Annotated in this window: 19 protein-coding genes and 1 pseudogene; 5 read left to right on the top strand and 15 right to left on the bottom strand. The window is 41.7% G+C overall.

Annotated features, from left to right (window positions below):
* Window positions 1–59: 59 nt before the first annotated feature.
* The 5 genes and pseudogenes from LEUCM_RS04615 to LEUCM_RS04595 all read right to left on the bottom strand — a co-directional run bounded on the left by LEUCM_RS04615 (window position 60) and on the right by LEUCM_RS04595 (window position 4,957).
* Window positions 60–1,497, bottom strand: a pseudogene (locus LEUCM_RS04615) (glycoside hydrolase family 1 protein).
* Between the two features lie 15 nt (window positions 1,498–1,512).
* Window positions 1,513–1,935: a DUF3284 domain-containing protein gene (locus tag LEUCM_RS04610; protein WP_025016253.1), complete on the bottom strand. Its 423-nt coding sequence runs from the start codon at window positions 1,933–1,935 to the stop codon at window positions 1,513–1,515.
* A gap of 26 nt (window positions 1,936–1,961) precedes the next feature.
* Window positions 1,962–2,297, bottom strand: coding sequence for a PTS lactose/cellobiose transporter subunit IIA (locus LEUCM_RS04605; protein WP_011375228.1), 336 nt, complete (start codon window positions 2,295–2,297; stop codon window positions 1,962–1,964).
* A 302-nt stretch (window positions 2,298–2,599) separates the two neighbouring features.
* Window positions 2,600–3,946 (bottom strand): DEAD/DEAH box helicase, encoded by a 1,347-nt coding sequence (locus LEUCM_RS04600; RefSeq protein WP_016265559.1) that lies wholly within the window; start codon window positions 3,944–3,946, stop codon window positions 2,600–2,602.
* Between the two features lie 12 nt (window positions 3,947–3,958).
* Window positions 3,959–4,957: a Gfo/Idh/MocA family protein gene (locus LEUCM_RS04595; protein ID WP_025016254.1), complete on the bottom strand. Its 999-nt coding sequence runs from the start codon at window positions 4,955–4,957 to the stop codon at window positions 3,959–3,961.
* A gap of 213 nt (window positions 4,958–5,170) precedes the next feature.
* On the opposite strand from LEUCM_RS04595, the gene LEUCM_RS04590 reads away from it, so the two are divergent.
* The gene (locus LEUCM_RS04590; protein WP_025016255.1) at window positions 5,171–5,515 is read left to right on the top strand and encodes a DUF4828 domain-containing protein; all 345 of its coding nucleotides are present in this window, start codon (window positions 5,171–5,173) and stop codon (window positions 5,513–5,515) included.
* Window positions 5,516–5,803: 288 nt separating this feature from the next.
* Here LEUCM_RS04590 and LEUCM_RS04585 read toward each other — a convergent pair whose 3' ends face one another.
* Window positions 5,804–6,181: a YxeA family protein gene (locus LEUCM_RS04585; RefSeq protein WP_011375232.1), complete on the bottom strand. Its 378-nt coding sequence runs from the start codon at window positions 6,179–6,181 to the stop codon at window positions 5,804–5,806.
* A gap of 14 nt (window positions 6,182–6,195) precedes the next feature.
* Window positions 6,196–6,945: a GH25 family lysozyme gene (locus LEUCM_RS04580; RefSeq protein WP_025016256.1), complete on the bottom strand. Its 750-nt coding sequence runs from the start codon at window positions 6,943–6,945 to the stop codon at window positions 6,196–6,198.
* A 145-nt stretch (window positions 6,946–7,090) separates the two neighbouring features.
* Between LEUCM_RS04580 and LEUCM_RS04575 the strand changes: the two genes are divergently transcribed.
* Window positions 7,091–7,285 (top strand): hypothetical protein, encoded by a 195-nt coding sequence (locus tag LEUCM_RS04575; protein WP_025016257.1) that lies wholly within the window; start codon window positions 7,091–7,093, stop codon window positions 7,283–7,285.
* A gap of 27 nt (window positions 7,286–7,312) precedes the next feature.
* Complete coding sequence (locus LEUCM_RS04570) at window positions 7,313–8,230, top strand: SPFH domain-containing protein (RefSeq protein ID WP_011375235.1); 918 nt, start codon at window positions 7,313–7,315, stop codon at window positions 8,228–8,230.
* A 99-nt stretch (window positions 8,231–8,329) separates the two neighbouring features.
* On the opposite strand, the gene LEUCM_RS04565 is transcribed toward LEUCM_RS04570, so the two are convergent.
* The 7 genes from LEUCM_RS04565 to gatC form a co-directional block, all read right to left on the bottom strand.
* Window positions 8,330–9,217 (bottom strand): alpha/beta hydrolase, encoded by an 888-nt coding sequence (locus LEUCM_RS04565; protein ID WP_016265566.1) that lies wholly within the window; start codon window positions 9,215–9,217, stop codon window positions 8,330–8,332.
* Window positions 9,210–10,508: a PTS transporter subunit EIIC gene (locus tag LEUCM_RS04560; protein WP_016265567.1), complete on the bottom strand. Its 1,299-nt coding sequence runs from the start codon at window positions 10,506–10,508 to the stop codon at window positions 9,210–9,212. Before LEUCM_RS04560 ends, LEUCM_RS04565 begins: the two co-directional genes overlap by 8 nt.
* A 496-nt stretch (window positions 10,509–11,004) precedes the next feature.
* Window positions 11,005–12,369 carry a 23S rRNA (uracil(1939)-C(5))-methyltransferase RlmD gene (rlmD, locus tag LEUCM_RS04555; protein ID WP_011375239.1) on the bottom strand — a complete coding sequence of 455 codons (1,365 nt, stop codon included), beginning with the start codon at window positions 12,367–12,369 and terminating at the stop codon, window positions 11,005–11,007.
* A gap of 82 nt (window positions 12,370–12,451) precedes the next feature.
* On the bottom strand, window positions 12,452–13,480 hold the full coding sequence (locus LEUCM_RS04550) for a diacylglycerol kinase (RefSeq protein WP_016265568.1): 1,029 nt from the start codon (window positions 13,478–13,480) through the stop codon (window positions 12,452–12,454).
* A 20-nt stretch (window positions 13,481–13,500) separates the two neighbouring features.
* Window positions 13,501–14,931, bottom strand: coding sequence for an Asp-tRNA(Asn)/Glu-tRNA(Gln) amidotransferase subunit GatB (gene gatB, locus LEUCM_RS04545; protein WP_011375241.1), 1,431 nt, complete (start codon window positions 14,929–14,931; stop codon window positions 13,501–13,503).
* Window positions 14,931–16,397, bottom strand: a complete 1,467-nt coding sequence (gene gatA, locus LEUCM_RS04540) for an Asp-tRNA(Asn)/Glu-tRNA(Gln) amidotransferase subunit GatA (RefSeq protein WP_016265569.1) — start codon at window positions 16,395–16,397, stop codon at window positions 14,931–14,933. Before gatA ends, gatB begins: the two co-directional genes overlap by 1 nt.
* A 2-nt stretch (window positions 16,398–16,399) precedes the next feature.
* On the bottom strand, window positions 16,400–16,696 hold the full coding sequence (gene gatC, locus LEUCM_RS04535; protein WP_011375243.1) for an Asp-tRNA(Asn)/Glu-tRNA(Gln) amidotransferase subunit GatC: 297 nt from the start codon (window positions 16,694–16,696) through the stop codon (window positions 16,400–16,402).
* Between the two features lie 329 nt (window positions 16,697–17,025).
* Here gatC and LEUCM_RS04530 point away from each other — a divergent pair, with 329 nt between their 5' ends.
* Window positions 17,026–17,394: a hypothetical protein gene (locus LEUCM_RS04530; RefSeq protein ID WP_016265570.1), complete on the top strand. Its 369-nt coding sequence runs from the start codon at window positions 17,026–17,028 to the stop codon at window positions 17,392–17,394.
* Window positions 17,354–17,554 carry a hypothetical protein gene (locus LEUCM_RS04525; RefSeq protein ID WP_016265571.1) on the top strand — a complete coding sequence of 67 codons (201 nt, stop codon included), beginning with the start codon at window positions 17,354–17,356 and terminating at the stop codon, window positions 17,552–17,554. The genes LEUCM_RS04530 and LEUCM_RS04525 overlap by 41 nt, the downstream gene beginning before the upstream one ends.
* A 55-nt stretch (window positions 17,555–17,609) precedes the next feature.
* On the opposite strand, the gene LEUCM_RS04520 is transcribed toward LEUCM_RS04525, so the two are convergent.
* Window positions 17,610–18,737, bottom strand: a complete 1,128-nt coding sequence (locus LEUCM_RS04520) for a CamS family sex pheromone protein (protein ID WP_016265572.1) — start codon at window positions 18,735–18,737, stop codon at window positions 17,610–17,612.
* Window positions 18,738–18,778 lie beyond the last annotated feature (41 nt).

Below are 18,778 nucleotides of genomic sequence, written 5' to 3'. Positions count from 1 at the left end.
AAAAAGACCTAGGACAAAAATCACTTTTGTCCTAGGTCTTCATTTTTTTAATTTAATTGTTATCCGTTACTTCGAATGACGCGTTGGTACCAATAAAAGCTGTCCTTAGGATAGCGATTGAGTTCCTTTTCGTCGGTTTCATCTCGATCAACATAGACAAAACCGTAGCGCTTCTGATAACCATTCGTCCAGCTCAATAAATCCGTGAAACTCCAGGTTGTGTAACCAATGACGGTCACGCCATCTGTAATGGCTTCTTGGATTGCTTGAATGTGAGCCTTTAAAAAGGCAATGCGGTAATCATCGTGCACTTCACCAGCACCATCTAGGCGATCATAAGCACCCAAACCATTTTCGGTAATTAAAACCGGTAAGCTATAACGACTCTCAATGCGCCGTAATGCCATTCTAAGTCCTTCTGGGTCAATAATTCCAATCCCAGTCGGTTTGTTGCATATACGGATTGTCAGCCGTCTTGAAAAGCCCTGGCACACCGCTCGCTTGACTCGTTCCTTTTTTACCGGAAGTATTTTGTTTGGTTAACCCAACGCCACCGACCAACGGATTAGCCGTTACGGTTGTCGTTTGGTAATAGTTGAGTCCCATGAAATCAGGCCGGGCTAATGGGTCTTGTAATAATGCTTGATCTGCTGCCGTGATATCTGGCAGCAGTCCTTCACGCGCCCAATAATTTAGAATTAACTTCGGATAGCGACCCCAAGCATAAACATCCAACCATAAATCGGCATTCAATTGCTCAGCATCATCAGCCGCAATCTGGTTCACTGGATCAGCATCTAGGGCATAGGTTGGACTATAGGCAAAACTAGGACCAATCCCACCTTGATAACCTTTTTCGTGGAACAACTTAATAGCACTCGCATTGGCTAAATTGGCCATATGATTAGCTTGATAAGTCCGTTTAGCATCCATCACTGCTGGTGGGTGTTCTGCGGTTAAATAGCCGTGCGTGATGAAGATATTTTGTTCGTTCAAGGTGACCCAATGATGAACACGATCGCCAAAACGTTCGAATAATAAGGCTGCATAAGCTGTAAAATCCGGAATAATCTGCCGCGATTCCCAACCACCATATTCATCTTGCAAGGCTTGCGGTAAGTCCCAATGATAAATCGTGACAATTGGTTCAATCTGATTAGCAATTAATTCATCAATTAAGCGATCATAAAAAGCTAAGCCTTCTTCATTCATCGTGCCGCGCCCAGCAGGTAATACTCGGGGCCACGAAATTGAAAAACGATAGGCTTTTAAACCCGCCCGGGCCATTAACGCGACGTCTTCTTGATAGCGGTGATAGTGATCGACCGCGACATCCCCGTTAGTGGCCTTAAAGGTCTTCCCAGGAATACGGACAAACTGGTCCCAGACAGACTGACCCTTACCCGCTTCTTGATAAGCCCCTTCAATTTGATAAGCAGCCGAAGCTGAACCCCATAGAAAATCTTGTGGGAATGGCGCCAATTGTTGATATTCCATAATCAAACTCTCTCCTTATCCCGCTAGATATGATTTTTCGATTTGTTTTAACATCTTTTTGAAGCCCCGTTTTCTCATAAAGCCTAAAACGGCACCCATCAATAAATCATTCGTTTGTTGTAATTTACTGTTTGCCTTGGCTTGTTCCCGGTAAATCACTTGGATGGCTTGCGGCCCATTGGCAAAAATATCATAACTTGATTGGTAAGTCCCTCGTGAGGAGCTTGTTTCGTAATGATAGCTCTGATCCTTGATCAACTGAGTAACCTTCAACGTTGCTTGACCACGGTTACCAAACAATTTTTGATACGAATAATTAGCAAGTTGCGCTTCGGTAATTTTTTCGCCAGTTTGTTGTTTGATATCAAATAACACAGACGTCACAATCTTCTGATAGAAATCACTCGCGGGCATACTCAAATTTTGTTTAATTTCCATAACGCAATCACGCTCTTTTCCTAAATTTAATACGTTTCAACAGGTAAGCCAGCCATCTTCCGGTAGACATCGACCACTTCGCCGGCAAGGTCTCTGAACGTAATGGCGTTCATTAAATGATCTTGAGAATGAACCGTTAATAAAGTGACATCAATATGGTCGCCACTGGCTTCCTTAGTTAACATCCCGGTTTGGACATTATGTGCTTCTGATAATGCAGCATCTGATTCCTGTAATTTAGCAGTAGCTTGGTCAAAATCGCCCTTCTTAGCGGCCTGAATTGCTTCCATTGCACTACTCTTGGCGTTCCCACCATTAATAATCAGTCCCATGATTGTTTCTAAGTTTTGTTCATCTGCCATTGTCGGCACCTCCTAAAATTTAGCTCGTCACTGACTTTCGGGCTTGCCCTTCGTGGTAACAAGGCCATTAGGGATAGCTTAAGTCTAACGTGGTCTTGTCCAATTTAGATAAAAGGCTTACAAATTAAAAGTCAATTTCCAGCGAGTCCGTTCGCTCAAGTGTCCGTCAAACGAAATAAAACCCTTACTTATATTGTAAACGCTTAACCGTGATTGTCAATTAATAGCTTGCCCACTCTCTCACAATTACGACCAAATAAAAAAGAAACCTTAACTAAATTAAGGTTTCTTTTTCGTTTGGGCTAGACCGTTAAATCTTTATTTTTCTTGTGGTAGCCCTTATTCTTTTGATCGCGTTTACGATTTTTCTTACGTTTTGGCTTTAATGGTTCAGCAGGTTGGCGAGTTGGCACTGGTTTCTTAGCCACTTTTGTCTTACTTCGTTCACCCATTGGTTTGTCATCAGCAACCGGTGTTTTCGTTGGTTGTTGTGTTGGTGTGGCAGCCGTTTTTTGAACTGGTGCGGCTTCCTTCACAACTGCTGGTTTTGTTTCTTCCAAATGATCGCCGACCAAATAACGGGTCACTAAATCATATTCTGGCGCTAACAATTTCCGCAAGTTACGGCCATCATGTTGGTTCCCCAACGTTAATACCGTTCCTTCACGGCCCATCCGACCAGTCCGACCAGCCCGATGAATATAGGTAATCTTAGCATTAGGCACGTCAAAGTTAATGACATATGGTAAGTCAGTAATATCTAAGCCCCGCCCAGCAACATCTGTCGCTAAAAGCAGTTGAATCTTACCTTCACGGAAGTCTTTTAACGCCTTTTGCCGTTCTGTTTGGCGTCCTTGGCCGGATAAAGCAGCATATGTTACCTTTTGGTGTTTCAAGGTTTGAGCTGCTTGTAGTAATTGGGCAGATTGGTTGAAAATTACCAAGCCTCTAAAATTCTTTTGGTGCGCTAAATGCCGTAAGACATTCACTTTTTGCGCGTTACCAGTTGGAATGAAGGCGTGTAATACGTCCCCACCAGTTTTGTCGATTGACCGCACATCAATTGTTTCGATTGGGACCCCAAACCAAGTTTCTAAATCGGTTAATGTGTCCGTTGAAGTTGCTGAGAAGAAGCCCAATTGCACATCAGCTGGTGATTCTTGCACAATGTGGCGGGTTTCTGATAAGCCACTGTCCGTTAATAATTCATCCGCTTCATCCATGATAATGGCTTGTAGCGTATGGAATTTTATCTTGCGTTGTTCGCTGAGTTCCAATAAACGGCCAGTGGTTGCAACGATAATTTCTGGTTTCGTCTTTAATCGTTCAATTTGGCGCTTAACATTAGCTTTCCCAGTAATCGCTTGGACGTTACAGTCAATCGCCTTGGCATAAGGTTGAATGACATCTCGTGTTTGAATGACGAGTTCTTGTGAAGGGGCCAAGATTAAGACTTGGAGACCTTCACCGGGCATAATCTTTTCTAATAAGGGGAGCGAAAATGCAAGTGTCTTCCCTGAACCGGTTGGGGCTAAGCCTAAAATTGATTTATCCTGTTTTAAAGGTTGGTAAACTGCTTCTTGAATTGGGGAAAGGTCCTTAAACCCTTGTTCATCCCATAGTGCTTGAAATAATGGTGAAACGCTCATGTATTGCCTCCGTTAATGTTGATCTGCATCAAACTGGATCCCGGCCGATTGTCTTAATTGATATAAAACGGCATTGACCGATTGACTTAGTTGTAATAATTCATGATACCGTTTTGTGTCGTGATTAGCAATAATCGTTGCAAAAGTTGCCGCTTCAGCCATCATCGGATTAGCAAGTGATTGTTCGCCGAGAGATGTTATTTTTTGACCACCATCTTCGTATAAATCGACTTGACCAATTGTGCCCGCATTATCTAAGACAATTGTGCTTTGGCCGCCATAAATTTCTGATGTTAAATATGAATCCACTGTCTTACCAAAGATTAAAGTCACATCGTAATCTGGGTAATGAAGGGTTGCGACCCCTTTACCATCCACCTTAGTTGGTAGCATTTCAGCTTGGTAATCAACCGCAATTGGTTGGCCAAACCAGCTGAGTGCATCATAAACAACGTAAACGCCTAAATCTTGTAAGGCACCACCTGAAAAGTGTGGTGAGAAAATATTGGGTTCTTCCCCCGCTAAAACCGCATCATAGCGAGATGAGTATTTCATATACGATAAGGTTGCGCCGTTGATGCTTGGTAATTTAGCAATTGCGTCTTGCACAATTTTGAAATTAGCTTCATGGATTTGGCGCGCTGCCTCAAATAGAAACTGATCGGGATGATCCGCTAATATAGCAATCATATCTACCATTTCATCCGGATTACTGAAAGCCGGCTTTTCGACAATCACATTTTTCCCTGCTTCGATTGCTTGTTTAGCTTGTTTAAAATGTAAGCTATTGGGGGATGCGATATAAACGGTTTCAAAATCGCGACTTTCAAAAAAGCCATCGAGTGTTGTATACGTATTTGCGTCGGGCGCAGTATAGTCTGTTTTAAACTGGTCCGCCTTTTCTTCAGTTCTTGAATAAACCGCTGTCAATTTGAATGCTTCTGCATCGCGTGCTGCGTTCACAAACTGGCCTGTAATCCAATTTGTACCAATAATGCCTAATTTTTGCATGTCAGTCAACTCCTTCAATTAATAGTTTTAGTATACGGGTTTTAGTTAGAAAAACCTATTAAAACCAACTACTAGTTAGTAGCCTCAATTAAGTATTTTAATAAATAATCGCGTTCTTTAACGATTCTTAATAAAATCCGACTTAAGTCCGATAATTAATTGCACGCAAGGCACGTAATTCGTGCTAAAATAGAGAGTAATTGAGGTGTGACTATGCGAATTTTTGAATTTAAAAAACCACGAGAATTATTTGATCAAACGATTCATCAATATCAACAAAAGGCCCGGGCCACTCAAGCCAGTAAAACAGCAACTTTTTACGCGGGTCATTGGACTTTCGATGATGAAAAAACGCATAAACGACATACGCTTGAAATCACGCCAAATTTACTTATCCAGATTGATCACAAACCATTAACTGGTAAGGTAATTTTGTTAAGTGAGACCGAGCTTATTTTTCTCGACCATTTTGGTTACCAACTCAAAATCACATGTGAAAACCACCAACCGGTTTCAATCTACGACGAAGCAGAAGACACAGAATACCCAATCAAATAAAGAGTGCTCTTTTCAACCGTTTTGATTCTGAGCATTTGTGTCACTTGGCGAATTAGCGATGCAATCGCTGATTTGACAAGTGTTACAAAGCACAGGAATCAGGTTGAAAAGACACGTTTCAAATCTGAGTGCTTTTATTCACGTTTTGGCTCTGAGCATTAACTCAGCGTGCTAAATGACCGATGAAATCGATCGTTTAGTGCGCGTGGTTAAGCACAAGAAGCAGTGAATAAAAGCCAATCCATACATAAAGAAGCCGCCCAGAAATAATTTGGGCGACTTCTTTTTTTACCTATTTAATTGTTTAGCCAATGCCTTTTCGGCTGCTTTTGGTAAATCCGCTTTGTCCACCTTTTGCCATGACATCACACCTTTGCGATCGTTAACCTTTAATTCAAGGTAGGCTTGTTTTTGTAAGCGTGAACTTTTGGCACTATTAAAGCTCACCTTTTTTTGATGGCCAGCCTGATCGTATGCAGGCAGGTCGTATTGGTAAGAAACATATGATTTACCTTCTGTGTCCTTATCGACCTGCTTCGTGCCGTCAGTTGTAATTTGTGTGTAATAGGTTTCACCACCGTAATAATATTCCTTAATTCCCCAGCTACCGCCAATAAAGAAAATCACGATGATGATTAATAATAACCAGCCTTTGCGTTTAAACATATTTAGGCTCCATTCTATTTAAGTTTTTGCCATTCTTGCGGCGTACCGGTGAAAACCGCCAATTGATATTCTGAGTCGTCTCGGCCACCAGGTATTTTGCTAGCAGTGGTATACTGCCAAAAACCGTTCTTAGTGCCAACTGTTGGCCGCTGTTGCGTTGTTTGCCACAGTGGATAAGTACCCTTGGTTGGAACATAGCGCTTCAATAATGCGGGCGCACCACCAATAATGCAATCTTGATGATAATACTGATTAATGAGCGTCACAAACCGGGCAATTGCCCGTTGCGTCTTGGCTTTTGCCAGTGGTTTTTGTGCGTAATCATTGTAATAAGAAAGATAAACCATGATTGGCAGATGTCCAGTATCTTGCCCGACCGATTTGATAAACTGTTGGGCTTGGTCTTCAGGTGAACTATCAAAACTAAAAAAGTGATAAACCCCCACTGATATACCTGAGCCCTCTGCCCGACTGTAATTACTATCGAAATTATCATCCTTATAGGAAGCCCCTTCGGTCACTTTTAGATAAACGAATTTTAGGCCTTCTTTTTTCAAAATCTGATAATCTTGGTAGCCATCTTCTTGGCTAATTTGAGCCCCTAAGACGGGATATTGTTGCTCGTTAGGCCGGTCGGTTCGATTCTGGAGCCACCACCAAATACCGGTGATCACTGCAATCGCTAAGAGGCTTAGTAAAACTATTCGGCGCCAGTAGCGCTTTTGAAAACTATCTTGAAAAATCGGCGTCATTCGACGTTTCATCGTTTCACCCCAACTTAAGCTTAGTACGCTTAGTTTACTATTTTCATTAACTGCAAACAAGCGACCTAACAATTTTGTTCGTCGTTGTCACTTTTGTTTGCCTTTTCACTTGAATGGTCTACAATATGTTCAAAGGAGGCGGATTATGCTAGATGAGCGTTTACTGGGGTTAACATTCCAGCTGCCCGATGCACAATCGGCGGGCGTGATTTCTTTTTTCGGCGTCTTATATCATTACCGTGTTGCGGGACCAGCGGAAACTGGTCTACTGGTTGTCGTCACTGATGTATCACCATTATACTTAACAGTTACGGCCCAACACAATGTTTTAGAATACTAGTTTTACTTTGGAGAGGAAGTTTTTAGTATGGGTATTTTTCTAACGATTTTATTAATTGTCATTTTGGTTTTAATTGCCATCACTTTATTCTCATCTTTTGCCTTGATTCATACTGGTGAAGTGGGGATTTTAGAACGACTTGGGGTTTACGTGAAGACCTTGGAACCTGGTTTCCACCTTGTCTTCCCATTTTTATACCACATCACTGAAGTAGTTAACATGAAACAAATTCCGTTAAAAGTAGCGGAACAAGAAGTTATCACTAAGGATAACGTTGTGGTCATGATTTCAGAAACACTTAAATACCACATCACAGACGTTAATTCATACGTCTACAAAAATAAAGATTCTGTTTTAAGTATGGTACAAGATACTCGGGCCCAACTGCGTGGGATTATCGGGAATATGGATTTAAACGATGTTTTAAACGGGACAGAACAAATTAATCACACCCTTTTTGAACAATTGAGTGCTGTGACCGCCGGCTACGGTTTAAATGTTGATCGGGTCAATATCGATTCCATTCAAGTCGCACATGATATTCAAGAATCAATGAACAAATTACTCCGTGCTTCTCGTGAAAAAGAAGCCAATATTATGGAAGCTGAAGGGCTCAAAGCCGCTGCCATCCGTAAGGCTGAAGGGGTTAAGGAAGCCAATATTCTAGAAGCCGAAGCTAACAAGCAAACCCAAATCTTGGAAGCTGAAGGGAAAGCGCAAAGTCAAAGAACCGTCGCTGAAGCGGTTAAGGATCAAATTAACTTAATCAACTCTAGTTTGGTGAATAACGGCGAACTTTACTTGCAATTCAAGAACATCGAAGCAATGGAACACGTTGCCGATGGCCAAAATAACACCATCGTGCTCCCTAACAAAGCAATTGACAGCTTAGGTAGCCTCCCAGCAGTTGGCGAATTATTAGCAAATAAAGACAAGCATCTATAACATACAAAAGAAGCGGCGGACAATATATTTGTCCGCCGCTTCTTTTTGGTATCCGAATAATTATCGTTTTAACGTGTTCTATAAGTTACACTTCTTTTTTTAGTGCTCTTGCTCGTCATCCGAATTGGTCCCCGCTTTTGGCGGTTGATTCATTCGATTGGTCGTCTTACTTAAAATATATTGCTCGAGTAGATTGATAATCTGCTGGTTCTGCGGTAAATCGGAGTGTTGCGCTTGATCCCCGGTAACCGTGATTTCCGTATAATGCTTGACTTGACCCTGATAAATATACTTACCAGCCTCAACACTACGAGCCGGCACAATCCCATCATTTTCGAAGTTCTCAGTCCCCGCGATGGAATACATCGACAAGTTTGAGGGAATCTTCTTTCGATTGGCGATAAAATCCGTTAACATTTGCGATTTATGGGCCAGCGACGTTTCTTCGAAATTATACGGTGAGCCAATCGTCATTAATTTTTTAACGGTAATGTCATCCCGATTGAAGTAATTCTCTAAAAAGGCGGTGTAGATCAAACCACCGTTCGAGTGCCCGACCGCTTTAAAATTATTAAACTGGTATTTCTTGGCTAACGCCGTAAACGCGATTGAGAACCATTTGGCCTGTTTTTTGATATTACTGTAGCCATCTTTATTATTCTCAAAGCCAACCACGATAAAAGGTTCGTTATCCCGCGGCTTAATTTCGCCAGAATAGCTGATATGATTATTGGTATCGACAGTCAATTTTAATAAACTATGCTTATTGCCCCGCTTTTTATTCAGTTTGTTAACCAACTCATCAAAACGATTCTGAGTCGCGCTACTCCCAGGAATGAAGATCACCGGAGACATTTTAGAATCATGGCGTTTAGTTAAAGTTGCGACGTTTTGGCGCGTCCATTGTGCAGAAGGCCACATCATCGCGCCTAAAAATAGAAAACTCAAGCCAAGGAGAATTAAACTTTTACGTTGTAATTTAGACATCTTGGTCAACTCCTTCCTGCAAACGATTTGCAAGTTGGATGAATGGTTTATAAATTAAAACGCCGACGAACACGTTTAACAAACTAATCACCAATGCCATCCAGTTACCGTTAGTCCCAATAAACGCCTGTAGTAACCCCGGCGTTCCCAGTGGCACATTGTAAACCACCGCCGGCATCAAATTGAGTGCAATCGCCAGGGCCGCAATCCCCATATTAACCAGTGGCACCAGCAGAAATGGAATAATGTATAACCCATTTCCTAAGACTGGCAAGCCCGTTAAAACGGCACTGTTGAAATTAAAGAGGACCGGCATCAACGACCAGCGGCCAATCAAATGCTGATCACGTTGACGACTGAAAAGAAAAATAGCGATTACTAAAGCCAAGGTGCCACCAGTCCCACCAATGGCCCCAAATGGTCCGTAAAGTGTTCCTAACGTGAACGGATAAGGTACGTGCCATGGTGTATGGTGCAAGAAGGCGTAATTTAGGTTAGCCGTTGCGGCAAACCCATCACGGCCAAACTGCTCAAGCGTTGGCATGCTGGTTAACCCAAAGAATGTCAAGATTGTAACGAGGACTCCAATTCCGAGTGAAAAAATCAAACTCGTTTGATTGGCTTTTAAATTCTGTAATTTTAAGATGACTTGATCCGGTAGAATTGAAATTTCCAACCAGTTGAGTAACAACCCCACTAAAATTGCAGTGACGACCACTAAGCTAATTGGCACTAACGAATCCAATGAACGCCCCACAATTGAGCCGTTATGGGGATTAGCAACCTGTTGCGCTTTCCCTAGCCATCTGAAAACAAGACCTACCAGATAACCGACGAGTAAGCCGAAGAAGAGCGCACCCATCCCCAACAAATTCGCATTAAACGTCAATTCACCGTTGGGCGTATACCGCAAGGCTAATAAAAGATAGGCCACTAAGCCTGTGATGCTTGCCAGTTGTTCGTCCCGACCATAATACTTGGCCGTATAGCGCGCTGTTGCAAAAGCTGCGATTGCTGCCACAATCCCTAAGGTTAAACTCGTTAGACTATTAAACGGCACCTGCATATAATTATGCTTCGTTAACCAAGTTGAAAAGTGGAAAATACTGGCGATAAAACTATGGCGATTAAATAATGTCAGTTGAATTAATTGGCTTAAACTACCGATTAACACAAACGGAAACAACAACGTTAAACTCCTTTGAATAATTTGATACAATGGATGATTGGTTTGAACCCGCGTGATCCATTGTCCAAATAACAGTAATTTAGATTGAACGATTACTTTCATCTGTTAACCCTCTTATCATTTCTCTTATTGGCTTTATTCTAGCCGAAACGATTCTATTTTGCACGACTTTCTTCCCTAGACCACTAAAAAGGCCGTCTAACCCTCGATGATGAGGATTAAACGGCCTTTTTAAACGTGCTTTCATTAACTACTTTCTGTGCTTTGCTACGTATCGCAAATAATCGGTTGCACCGATTATTCACAACACTAGGCAAATGCTCAAAAGTACCCGTTAATGTCGCACTCTTGATTTTAAACGTGCTTTTAATTGGCAACTTTCTGCGCCTAGCAACATCAGTCAAATCACCGATTTCATCGGTAATCCGTCTGATTAAGCTAGTACTCAAAAGTTAACCGCCAATTAACGCACTCTTGTTCTTAAACGTGCTCCGTCAGCCATATCATTCCGGTTAGCGACAGCAGTCAAACAACCGACTTTGTCGGTTATTCGTCTGCTTATGCTAATCCTCATGATATACCCGGCTGATGTCGCACTCTATTTTAATACTAATTTGGTTACTGATTCGACGTGTAATGTTTGTGGGAACATGTCCACTGGTTGTGTGCCTTCTGCTTGGTAACCTTGTGCGGCTAACAAGTCTAAGTCACGTGCCAATGTTGCTGGGTTACAGCTGACATAAACCATCTTAGCAGGTTTCAATTGACCAACAGCTTCGATAAAGCTTGGTTCCAAGCCTTTACGTGGTGGATCAACGATTAAAGCATCGACTTGAAGGCCGTCTGTTTGCCATTGGGCCATCACATCTTCGGCTTTGCCGAGTGTGAATTCAACGTTATCAATCGCATTGATTTTAGCATTATGACGGGCATCCATGACAGCTGATTCAACGACTTCAACGCCGTAAACTTGCTTAGCATGTTTAGCCACTGCTAATGAGATTGTCCCGATACCTGAATAAGCATCGATCACTGTTTCATTGCCTGTTAATTCAGCTGCTTCAATTGCCTTTTGGTAAAGGACTTCTGTTTGCACTGGGTTCACTTGATAGAATGATTGTGCTGAAATTTCAAATTTCAAGCCCATTAATTCGTCGCGAATAAAGTCACGGCCAGCGATTAATTTTGTTTGATCACCGAAAATGACGTTGGTTTGGGCCGCATTAACGTTTTGCATGATGCTGACCACTTCTGGAAGAGCCTTCTTGATTTCGATGGCAATTTCGCGGGCAGCAGGTAATTTCTTACTACGTGTGATGAAGACAATCATCATTTCGTGGCTGTAATAACCGCGACGAACCATGATTGTTCTCAAAACACCTTTATGCGTATCTTCATTGTATGGATCGATGTAGAAACGACGTAAGATATCACGAACCACTTTGATTGCTTCATCAATCTTAGGATCTTGGATGTAGAAATCTTCCATTGGCATCACTTGGTGACTGTGTTTCCGGTAGAAACCAGTCATTAAGGCACCATCGATAAACCGAACAGGTACTTGAGCCTTGTTACGGTAACCAGTTGGATCAGTCATCCCAAGTGTGGGTTGGACTGGAATATCCAAATGCGCTTTTTGGAAAACATTTAAGATTTGATTGCGTTTAAACGTTAATTGCGCTGGGTATGCCAAGTGTTGAAGTGGTGCGATCCCAGTTTGTGAGTAGATATTCGCTTTTGATTCAACACGATCTGGGCTTTTCTTTAATAAGTTAACCAAACGTGCGAAACCGTATTGTTTGTTGACCTTTGTGACTTCCACTTCGGCTTGTTCATCAGGTAAAACACCTTCGATGAATAATGGGTAATTGTCAACTTTGGCAACACCCATGCCTTCATAGGTCAAATCCATAATATCGACCGTTAACTTTTCATTTTTTCTTACTGGTGCTTGAATTTTCATAGTAACCTCTTTTTTGTTGTTTAAAAAGAGTCTGAAACAAAACTGAGTTTTGCGCCGGACTCTTTTCGCCTAATAGTTTAGTTTAACCTATTTTACCGTCACCGTCGATATCTTCTTTTGATATTTCTTCGACTTCTTTGACGAATTGATCTTCTGCTGCGAGCTCTTCTGGTGTCTCCGTTGTGATTGCGTGATCCGGAATCGCTTCTTTATTAACGTACATTTCGATGTGTTGTTGTAAGTTAATAAAAGTCATTGGCGCATCGCCACCGTATTCACCATCTAGATTAATCATCATCTTGTCGTTTTCGTCAGCTGGTCGAGCCACTAACTTAGACGTCTTCGTATAAATAATCCGTGGATCATCAACGTGCTTGCCACCTTTTAGGACAAGTGCCATCAGATGAACCAATTCGGCCATATTAGCCGTCTTCACGACGATTAATGAAAAATTACCGTCATCCAGTTGGGCATCTGGCGCCACCTGTTCGAACCCACCGACAGAATTCGTCAAGCCTAATAAGAAGAGTGATGCTTGACCATCATAAGTCCCTTCATCGTATTCAAGATGCATTTGAATGGGCTTAATCTGAGGCAACATTTCTGCGCCTTTGACGATATACGCTAAATAACCAAAGATTGATTTGAAATCAGAAGGTACTTCATACGTCAACTCTGTCAACAAGCCGCCCCCGGCGATGTTCATAAAATAATTATCGTTTGCTTGACCGATATCCATTTTGAGCGTTTGATTTTTTAAAATCACTTTCGCTGCATCGACTGGATTGTCACGTGGAATCTTCAAAGCGCGCGCGTAATCATTTGTTGTCCCGGCAGGAATAATTGCCATTTTAGGGCGTTTAGCCAGTCCGGCAATCCCGTTGACCACTTCGTTGATCGTGCCATCACCGCCGGCGGCAACCACTAAATCAAAATTATCTTTAGCAGCACGTGTCGCTTCTTTTTGCGCAGATGCTGGTTCAGGTGTTGTTTGATAAGCGCTCGCTTCATAACCCGCTTGTTCTAAAATATCCAGAATATCAGCAACACTTCGCTTCATTACTTCATGTCCTGAAGTTGGATTATAAATTAACCGTGCACGTTTTTGCATATGAATCTCCTAATTCTCGATTATCGTTTATTTAATTCAGCCATCAATAAATCATTAACAACTTTCGGATTAGCTTGACCGCGTGTTTCCTTCATAATCTTACCGACTAAGAAGCCAACTGCCCGGTCTTTACCATTTTTGAAATCGTCAATTGATTGTTGATTATCATCAAGGATCCCTGTGATGATTGGTGTCAACTTAGCAGGGTCTGATAATTGAACCATCCCTTTAGCTTCAACCCACGCTTTTGGATCCGTATCATTTTGGATAATTTCTTGGAAGACCTTTTTAGCAATCTTCGATGAAATAATACCGTCTTTGATCAAGTTGATCATTTGAGCTAAATGTTCTGGTGTTAATGCGGTTTCTTGAAGGTCAATTTGCTTGTCGTTCAAGTAAGCATTCACTTCGCCCATCAACCAGTTAGAAACTTGTTTAGGTGCGGCACCGTTGGCAACAGCTGCTTCAAAGAAGTCAGACATTTCCTTCGTGTTCGTTAAGACACCCGCATCATATTCTGGTAAGCCTAATTCATCAACATACCGTGTCCGGCGTTTAGCAGGCATTTCAGGCATATTGTCTTGCACTTCTTTCAACCAGTCATCGCCAATGTGCATTGGTGGTAGATCTGGTTCTGGGAAGTAACGGTAATCATCCGCACCAGATTTAACCCGCATTAAGTAGGTTTCGCCTGATTTTTCATCAAAACGACGAGTTTCTGGACGAATTGTTTCACCAGCAATCAAGAGTTGTGATTGACGCTTGATTTCATAAGCCAACCCTAAACGGACATGGTTAAATGAGTTCAAGTTTTTCAATTCTGATTTAACACCATATTTCTTAGCGCCGATTGGTCGCACAGAAATATTGGTATCCACCCGCATTGACCCTTCTTCCATCTTAACATCAGATGCGCCCGTAAATTGAACGATTTGACGTAAGGTTTCAAGGTAAGCATAGGCTTCTTCAGGTGTTGACATATCAGGTTTTGAGACGATTTCGATCAAGGCTGTTCCTTGACGGTTTAAATCGACGTATGAATAGCCGTCTGAACCATGCGTATTCTTACCAGCATCTTCTTCGACGTGCAATTCAGCAATCCCGATTTGTTTTTTGTGACCATCAATCTCGACTTCAATATAACCGTCTTTACCAAGGGGTTGTTCGTATTGTGTGATTTGATAAGCCTTTGGATTATCTGGGTAGAAATAATTTTTCCGGTCAAAATGTGTATCACGGGCAATATCAGCATGTAGTGCTGTTGCGACCATCATCCCAAGCGTGTAAGCACCCTTGTTCAAAGTTGGCAATGTCCCAGGATAACCCCAGTCGATAACATTCGTGTTGGTATTAGGTTCTGCACCATAATTAACAGGAGATGGACTGTACATTTTTGAGTTGGTTTTTAATTCAATATGCACTTCAAGTCCGATTGTTGTTTCGAAATTCATTAGGCTTGTCCTCCTTTAAAGCTTGGTACGTTTTTGTTAAATTCTGTGGCTTGTTCAAAGGCGTAACCGGCACGATAAACTGATTCTTCGTCGAAGGCTTTCCCGATGATTTGTAAACCAACTGGCATCCCATCAACAAGACCAGCAGGTACTGACATTGCTGGTAAGCCAGCCATGTTAGCAGGAATCGTTAAGATATCATTCATGTACATTGTGACAGGATCCGTGCCCTTGTCACCTAACTTGAAGGCAGTTGTTGGTGTTGTAGGACCCACAACTAAATCGTAATCTTCGAAGACCTTTTCGAAATCTTGAATAATCAAGGTCCGCATTTGACCCGCTTTTTTGAAGTAAGCATCATAGAAACCTGATGATAAAGCAAATGTGCCAAGCATAATCCGGCGTTTCACTTCATCGCCAAAGCCTTCAGAACGTGATTTAACGTAAACATCTTCAAGCGTCTTAGCTTCAGGTGAACGGTAGCCGTAACGAATCCCGTCAAAACGTGACAAGTTAGATGAGGCTTCACTTGAAGCAATGATGTAGTAAGTTTGAACCGCATATTGAGAATGTGGCAAGCTAACTTCTTCAACCGTTGCACCCAATGACTTGAAAGTTTCGATAGCTGTTTCGATTTGGGCCTTAACAGTTGGTTCAACACCTTCTGCCATATATTCTTTGGCAACGGCAATCTTCATGCCCTTGATGTCGCCGTTTAAAGCAGCCCGGAAATCAGGTACGTCATAATCAGCACTGGTACTGTCTTTTTCATCATGACCACTGATGGCTTGTAAAACAGTTGCGTTATCAGCAACAGTTCGACTGAAGACACCGACTTGATCAAGACTTGAAGCAAAAGCAATCGCACCCCAACGTGACACACGGCCATAAGTTGGTTTGATACCGACAATCCCGTTAAAAGCAGCGGGTTGGCGAATTGAACCACCAGTATCTGTCCCTAAAGCAGCGACCACTTCACCCGCGGCAACAGCTGCTGCAGAACCACCTGAAGAACCGCCAGGCACTTTATCAAGGTCCCAAGGGTTTTTAGTCTTCTTAAAGGCAGATGTTTCTGTTGAAGAACCCATGGCAAATTCATCTAAGTTGGTTTTACCAATCATGATGGCCTTTTTAGCCTTTAATTTTTCAACAACAGTCGCATCAAAAACGGGTTTGAAGTTAGCAAGCATCTTGCTAGCAGCTGTCGTTGTGACACCGTCTGTCAATAAGTTATCTTTAATCCCAATTGGCATCCCTGCTAATAAGTTATCAGCATCGATTGGTTGCGCATCGATTTTGGCAGCTGCTTCTTGAGCGCCTTTTTCATCGATGGTTAAGAAAGCATCAACTTGTTGTTCTTTGGTTTTAATCGTTTCTAATGTATCCGTTACTAATTGACTAGCCGTTAAGTCACCAGCAACTAGTTTGTCATGAACACTTTGTAAATCTTCGTTTAAATAATCCACGGTTAGGCTTCCTCCTTGTCCATGATGGCAGGGACTTTCAATAAGCCGTCTGCTGAATCTGGTGCATTCTTCATTAAGATTTCACGATCTGTCCCTGGTTGGGCAACATCTTCGCGAACAATGTTCTTGAGGCCATTTACATGAGTCGTTACGGGAACACCTGTGGTATCCACTTCGTTTAATTCATCAGTCATTTTCATGATGTCGGCAAGTTGTTCAGTGAATTGTTCTAATTGTTCATCACTGAAAGCTAATTTGGAAAGTTCTGCGACATGCTGAACTTGTTTTTTATCAATCATGAGTAAACCCCTTTTCTAATTCAGTCACTATTTATCCATTCTGATTAATTTTACCATATATTGCCCTAGATGAAAGTGACATCACCCGGAATTTGGTCGTTTTCTATAACTTATTCATGTAATCGTTACCATTAGTTGCTATCTCAAACTTTTTACCCTAATTAGTTTTATCATTACTGGTAACAATATATCTTATACAACTCATTAGGACTCGATATGATTCATAACAATGAATGGTAGACAACCATACGTTCAAACTTATATAATTGACTAGACAAATACGTTAGAAGAAATAATCATTTAACCATTATTACAAGGAGGAACTTATTATGACCATTACATCATTTACTCGTTTTTTAGCCGTTGCTAGCCTTAGCCTATTCGCTGGACTAACAATTCAACATCAATCCGTTTCAGCTGCTACTTCTACTGTCGGTGTTACTTTCTCAGGCATCACCCCAGAAATGCAAGCAAAAGCTGCAGAAGAACGGGCGGCTGAAGAAGAGGTGAATGATGCTTGGCTAGATATGGACTTTACCGACGATTCTCCTGTTGAAGTTGAAGAAACTGTCAACGGTCAAACACAGCACTATTGGGAATATGCTGATGGCACAACAAGCCAAACAGCACCTGCCGAAACAGCTGATACTGAAGACGTTGCAACAACAAACACCAGAAGCAGCAACTACTACTACTAAACAAACAGCAACACCTGTTAAAAAAGCACAACCTAAAAAAGAAAAGTTCAAACCAATGCCAAGTGTTGCAACGATTAAGCAACTCACATTTGACTGGGCTTCAGCACAAGTGATGCAACCCCTAGAAAAAATGATCGCACATGCTATCAAAGGCCTATAATTAAAAAAAGCTCCCGTCAATCAACTGATTGCCGGGAGCTTTTTGAATCTCTTATTTAATAACTACCGAAAACGTGTGTGGTAAAGCCTTTGCTGCCTGATACACGCCCAACATAGGCTTGCATCCCTTCCGCAGATGTAATTGAGATATCAAGCGGAATGTTACGCGGTAAATACTTATCCGCGGCCGTCGCAATATACTGTGTAAAACTCATAATTTCCGTTTCACTGTAGAATTGCGTATTAACCGTGATATTCATGCCTGCTAAGACGCCTTCTTCATAATGCGTCTGAGCGGTCACACCACTTAAGTTCGGGAAGAACGTTTCAACTTGTGTTTTAAAACTGTTAAAAGCTGTCGCGTCGTCTTGATTAATTGCTTTTTCATCATTTACAACTGGTAGCACTTGATTTTCTTGATTCAATTCGTGCCATGAATCAATCGTTGTGCTGCCTTTTTTGCTGACCCCATAAGCGAAGAATGTGCCACCAACTAAACTATCCTTAGGGGCTTGTTTATAAAGTCCAATGACAATTGTCGTATCGCTGAGGCCCTTCTTTTGACGCATTCGGCTTAAAACCTTATTAGCCATTTGTTTGCCTTGTTGGGTCATCATTGCTTTTGAAATCTTCGTTTCAAACGTTGCACCGTATTGTTCCTTGGTATAATAATCAACTTGATTCATCCCTAGGCCAATACTCATGCCCTTCATACTGCCATCTTCGCCTAAATAATCTTGTTCCAATATCTGTTGAAGGTAAATTGGATTCCGTTTATTTGGATCTTTTTGACCATTATCCTCGGGGTTTAAGCCCTCTGTATTCGTTTTTGATTTACGTGCTAACCATTTTTGCGCTTGAGCGGTCTTTAAACTTTGCCCTTCTTGGAAAACATATTTTGAAGTTGGAAATTGTTCTTTGGATAGTTTAAGAAGCCCACTCTCAAGACTCTTAACATCAAAAGAGGTATTACTCTGTTGCGTTGTTAATCCTCGAGTCTGACTAGTTTTATACTGACCATTATCAATTACGCCTTCATACATACTATCGGTCACTTTACCCGTTGTTTGTAATTTTTTAGTCGCTTTACTACTTGAACTCGATGAAGTGCCTGGAAGACTTGTGCAACCTGCTAACAATAAAAGAGTTGCTGCTGCAACGACCCATATTTTATACTTTGCCACTGAGAATGGTGCCTCCTTAATTCCGATTAAAGCGCGTTAAA

This window comes from Latilactobacillus sakei subsp. sakei DSM 20017 = JCM 1157, from assembly GCF_002370355.1.
Classification (GTDB): Bacteria; Bacillota; Bacilli; order Lactobacillales; family Lactobacillaceae; genus Latilactobacillus; species Latilactobacillus sakei.
This window is presented reverse-complemented; position numbering and strand designations above follow the sequence as displayed.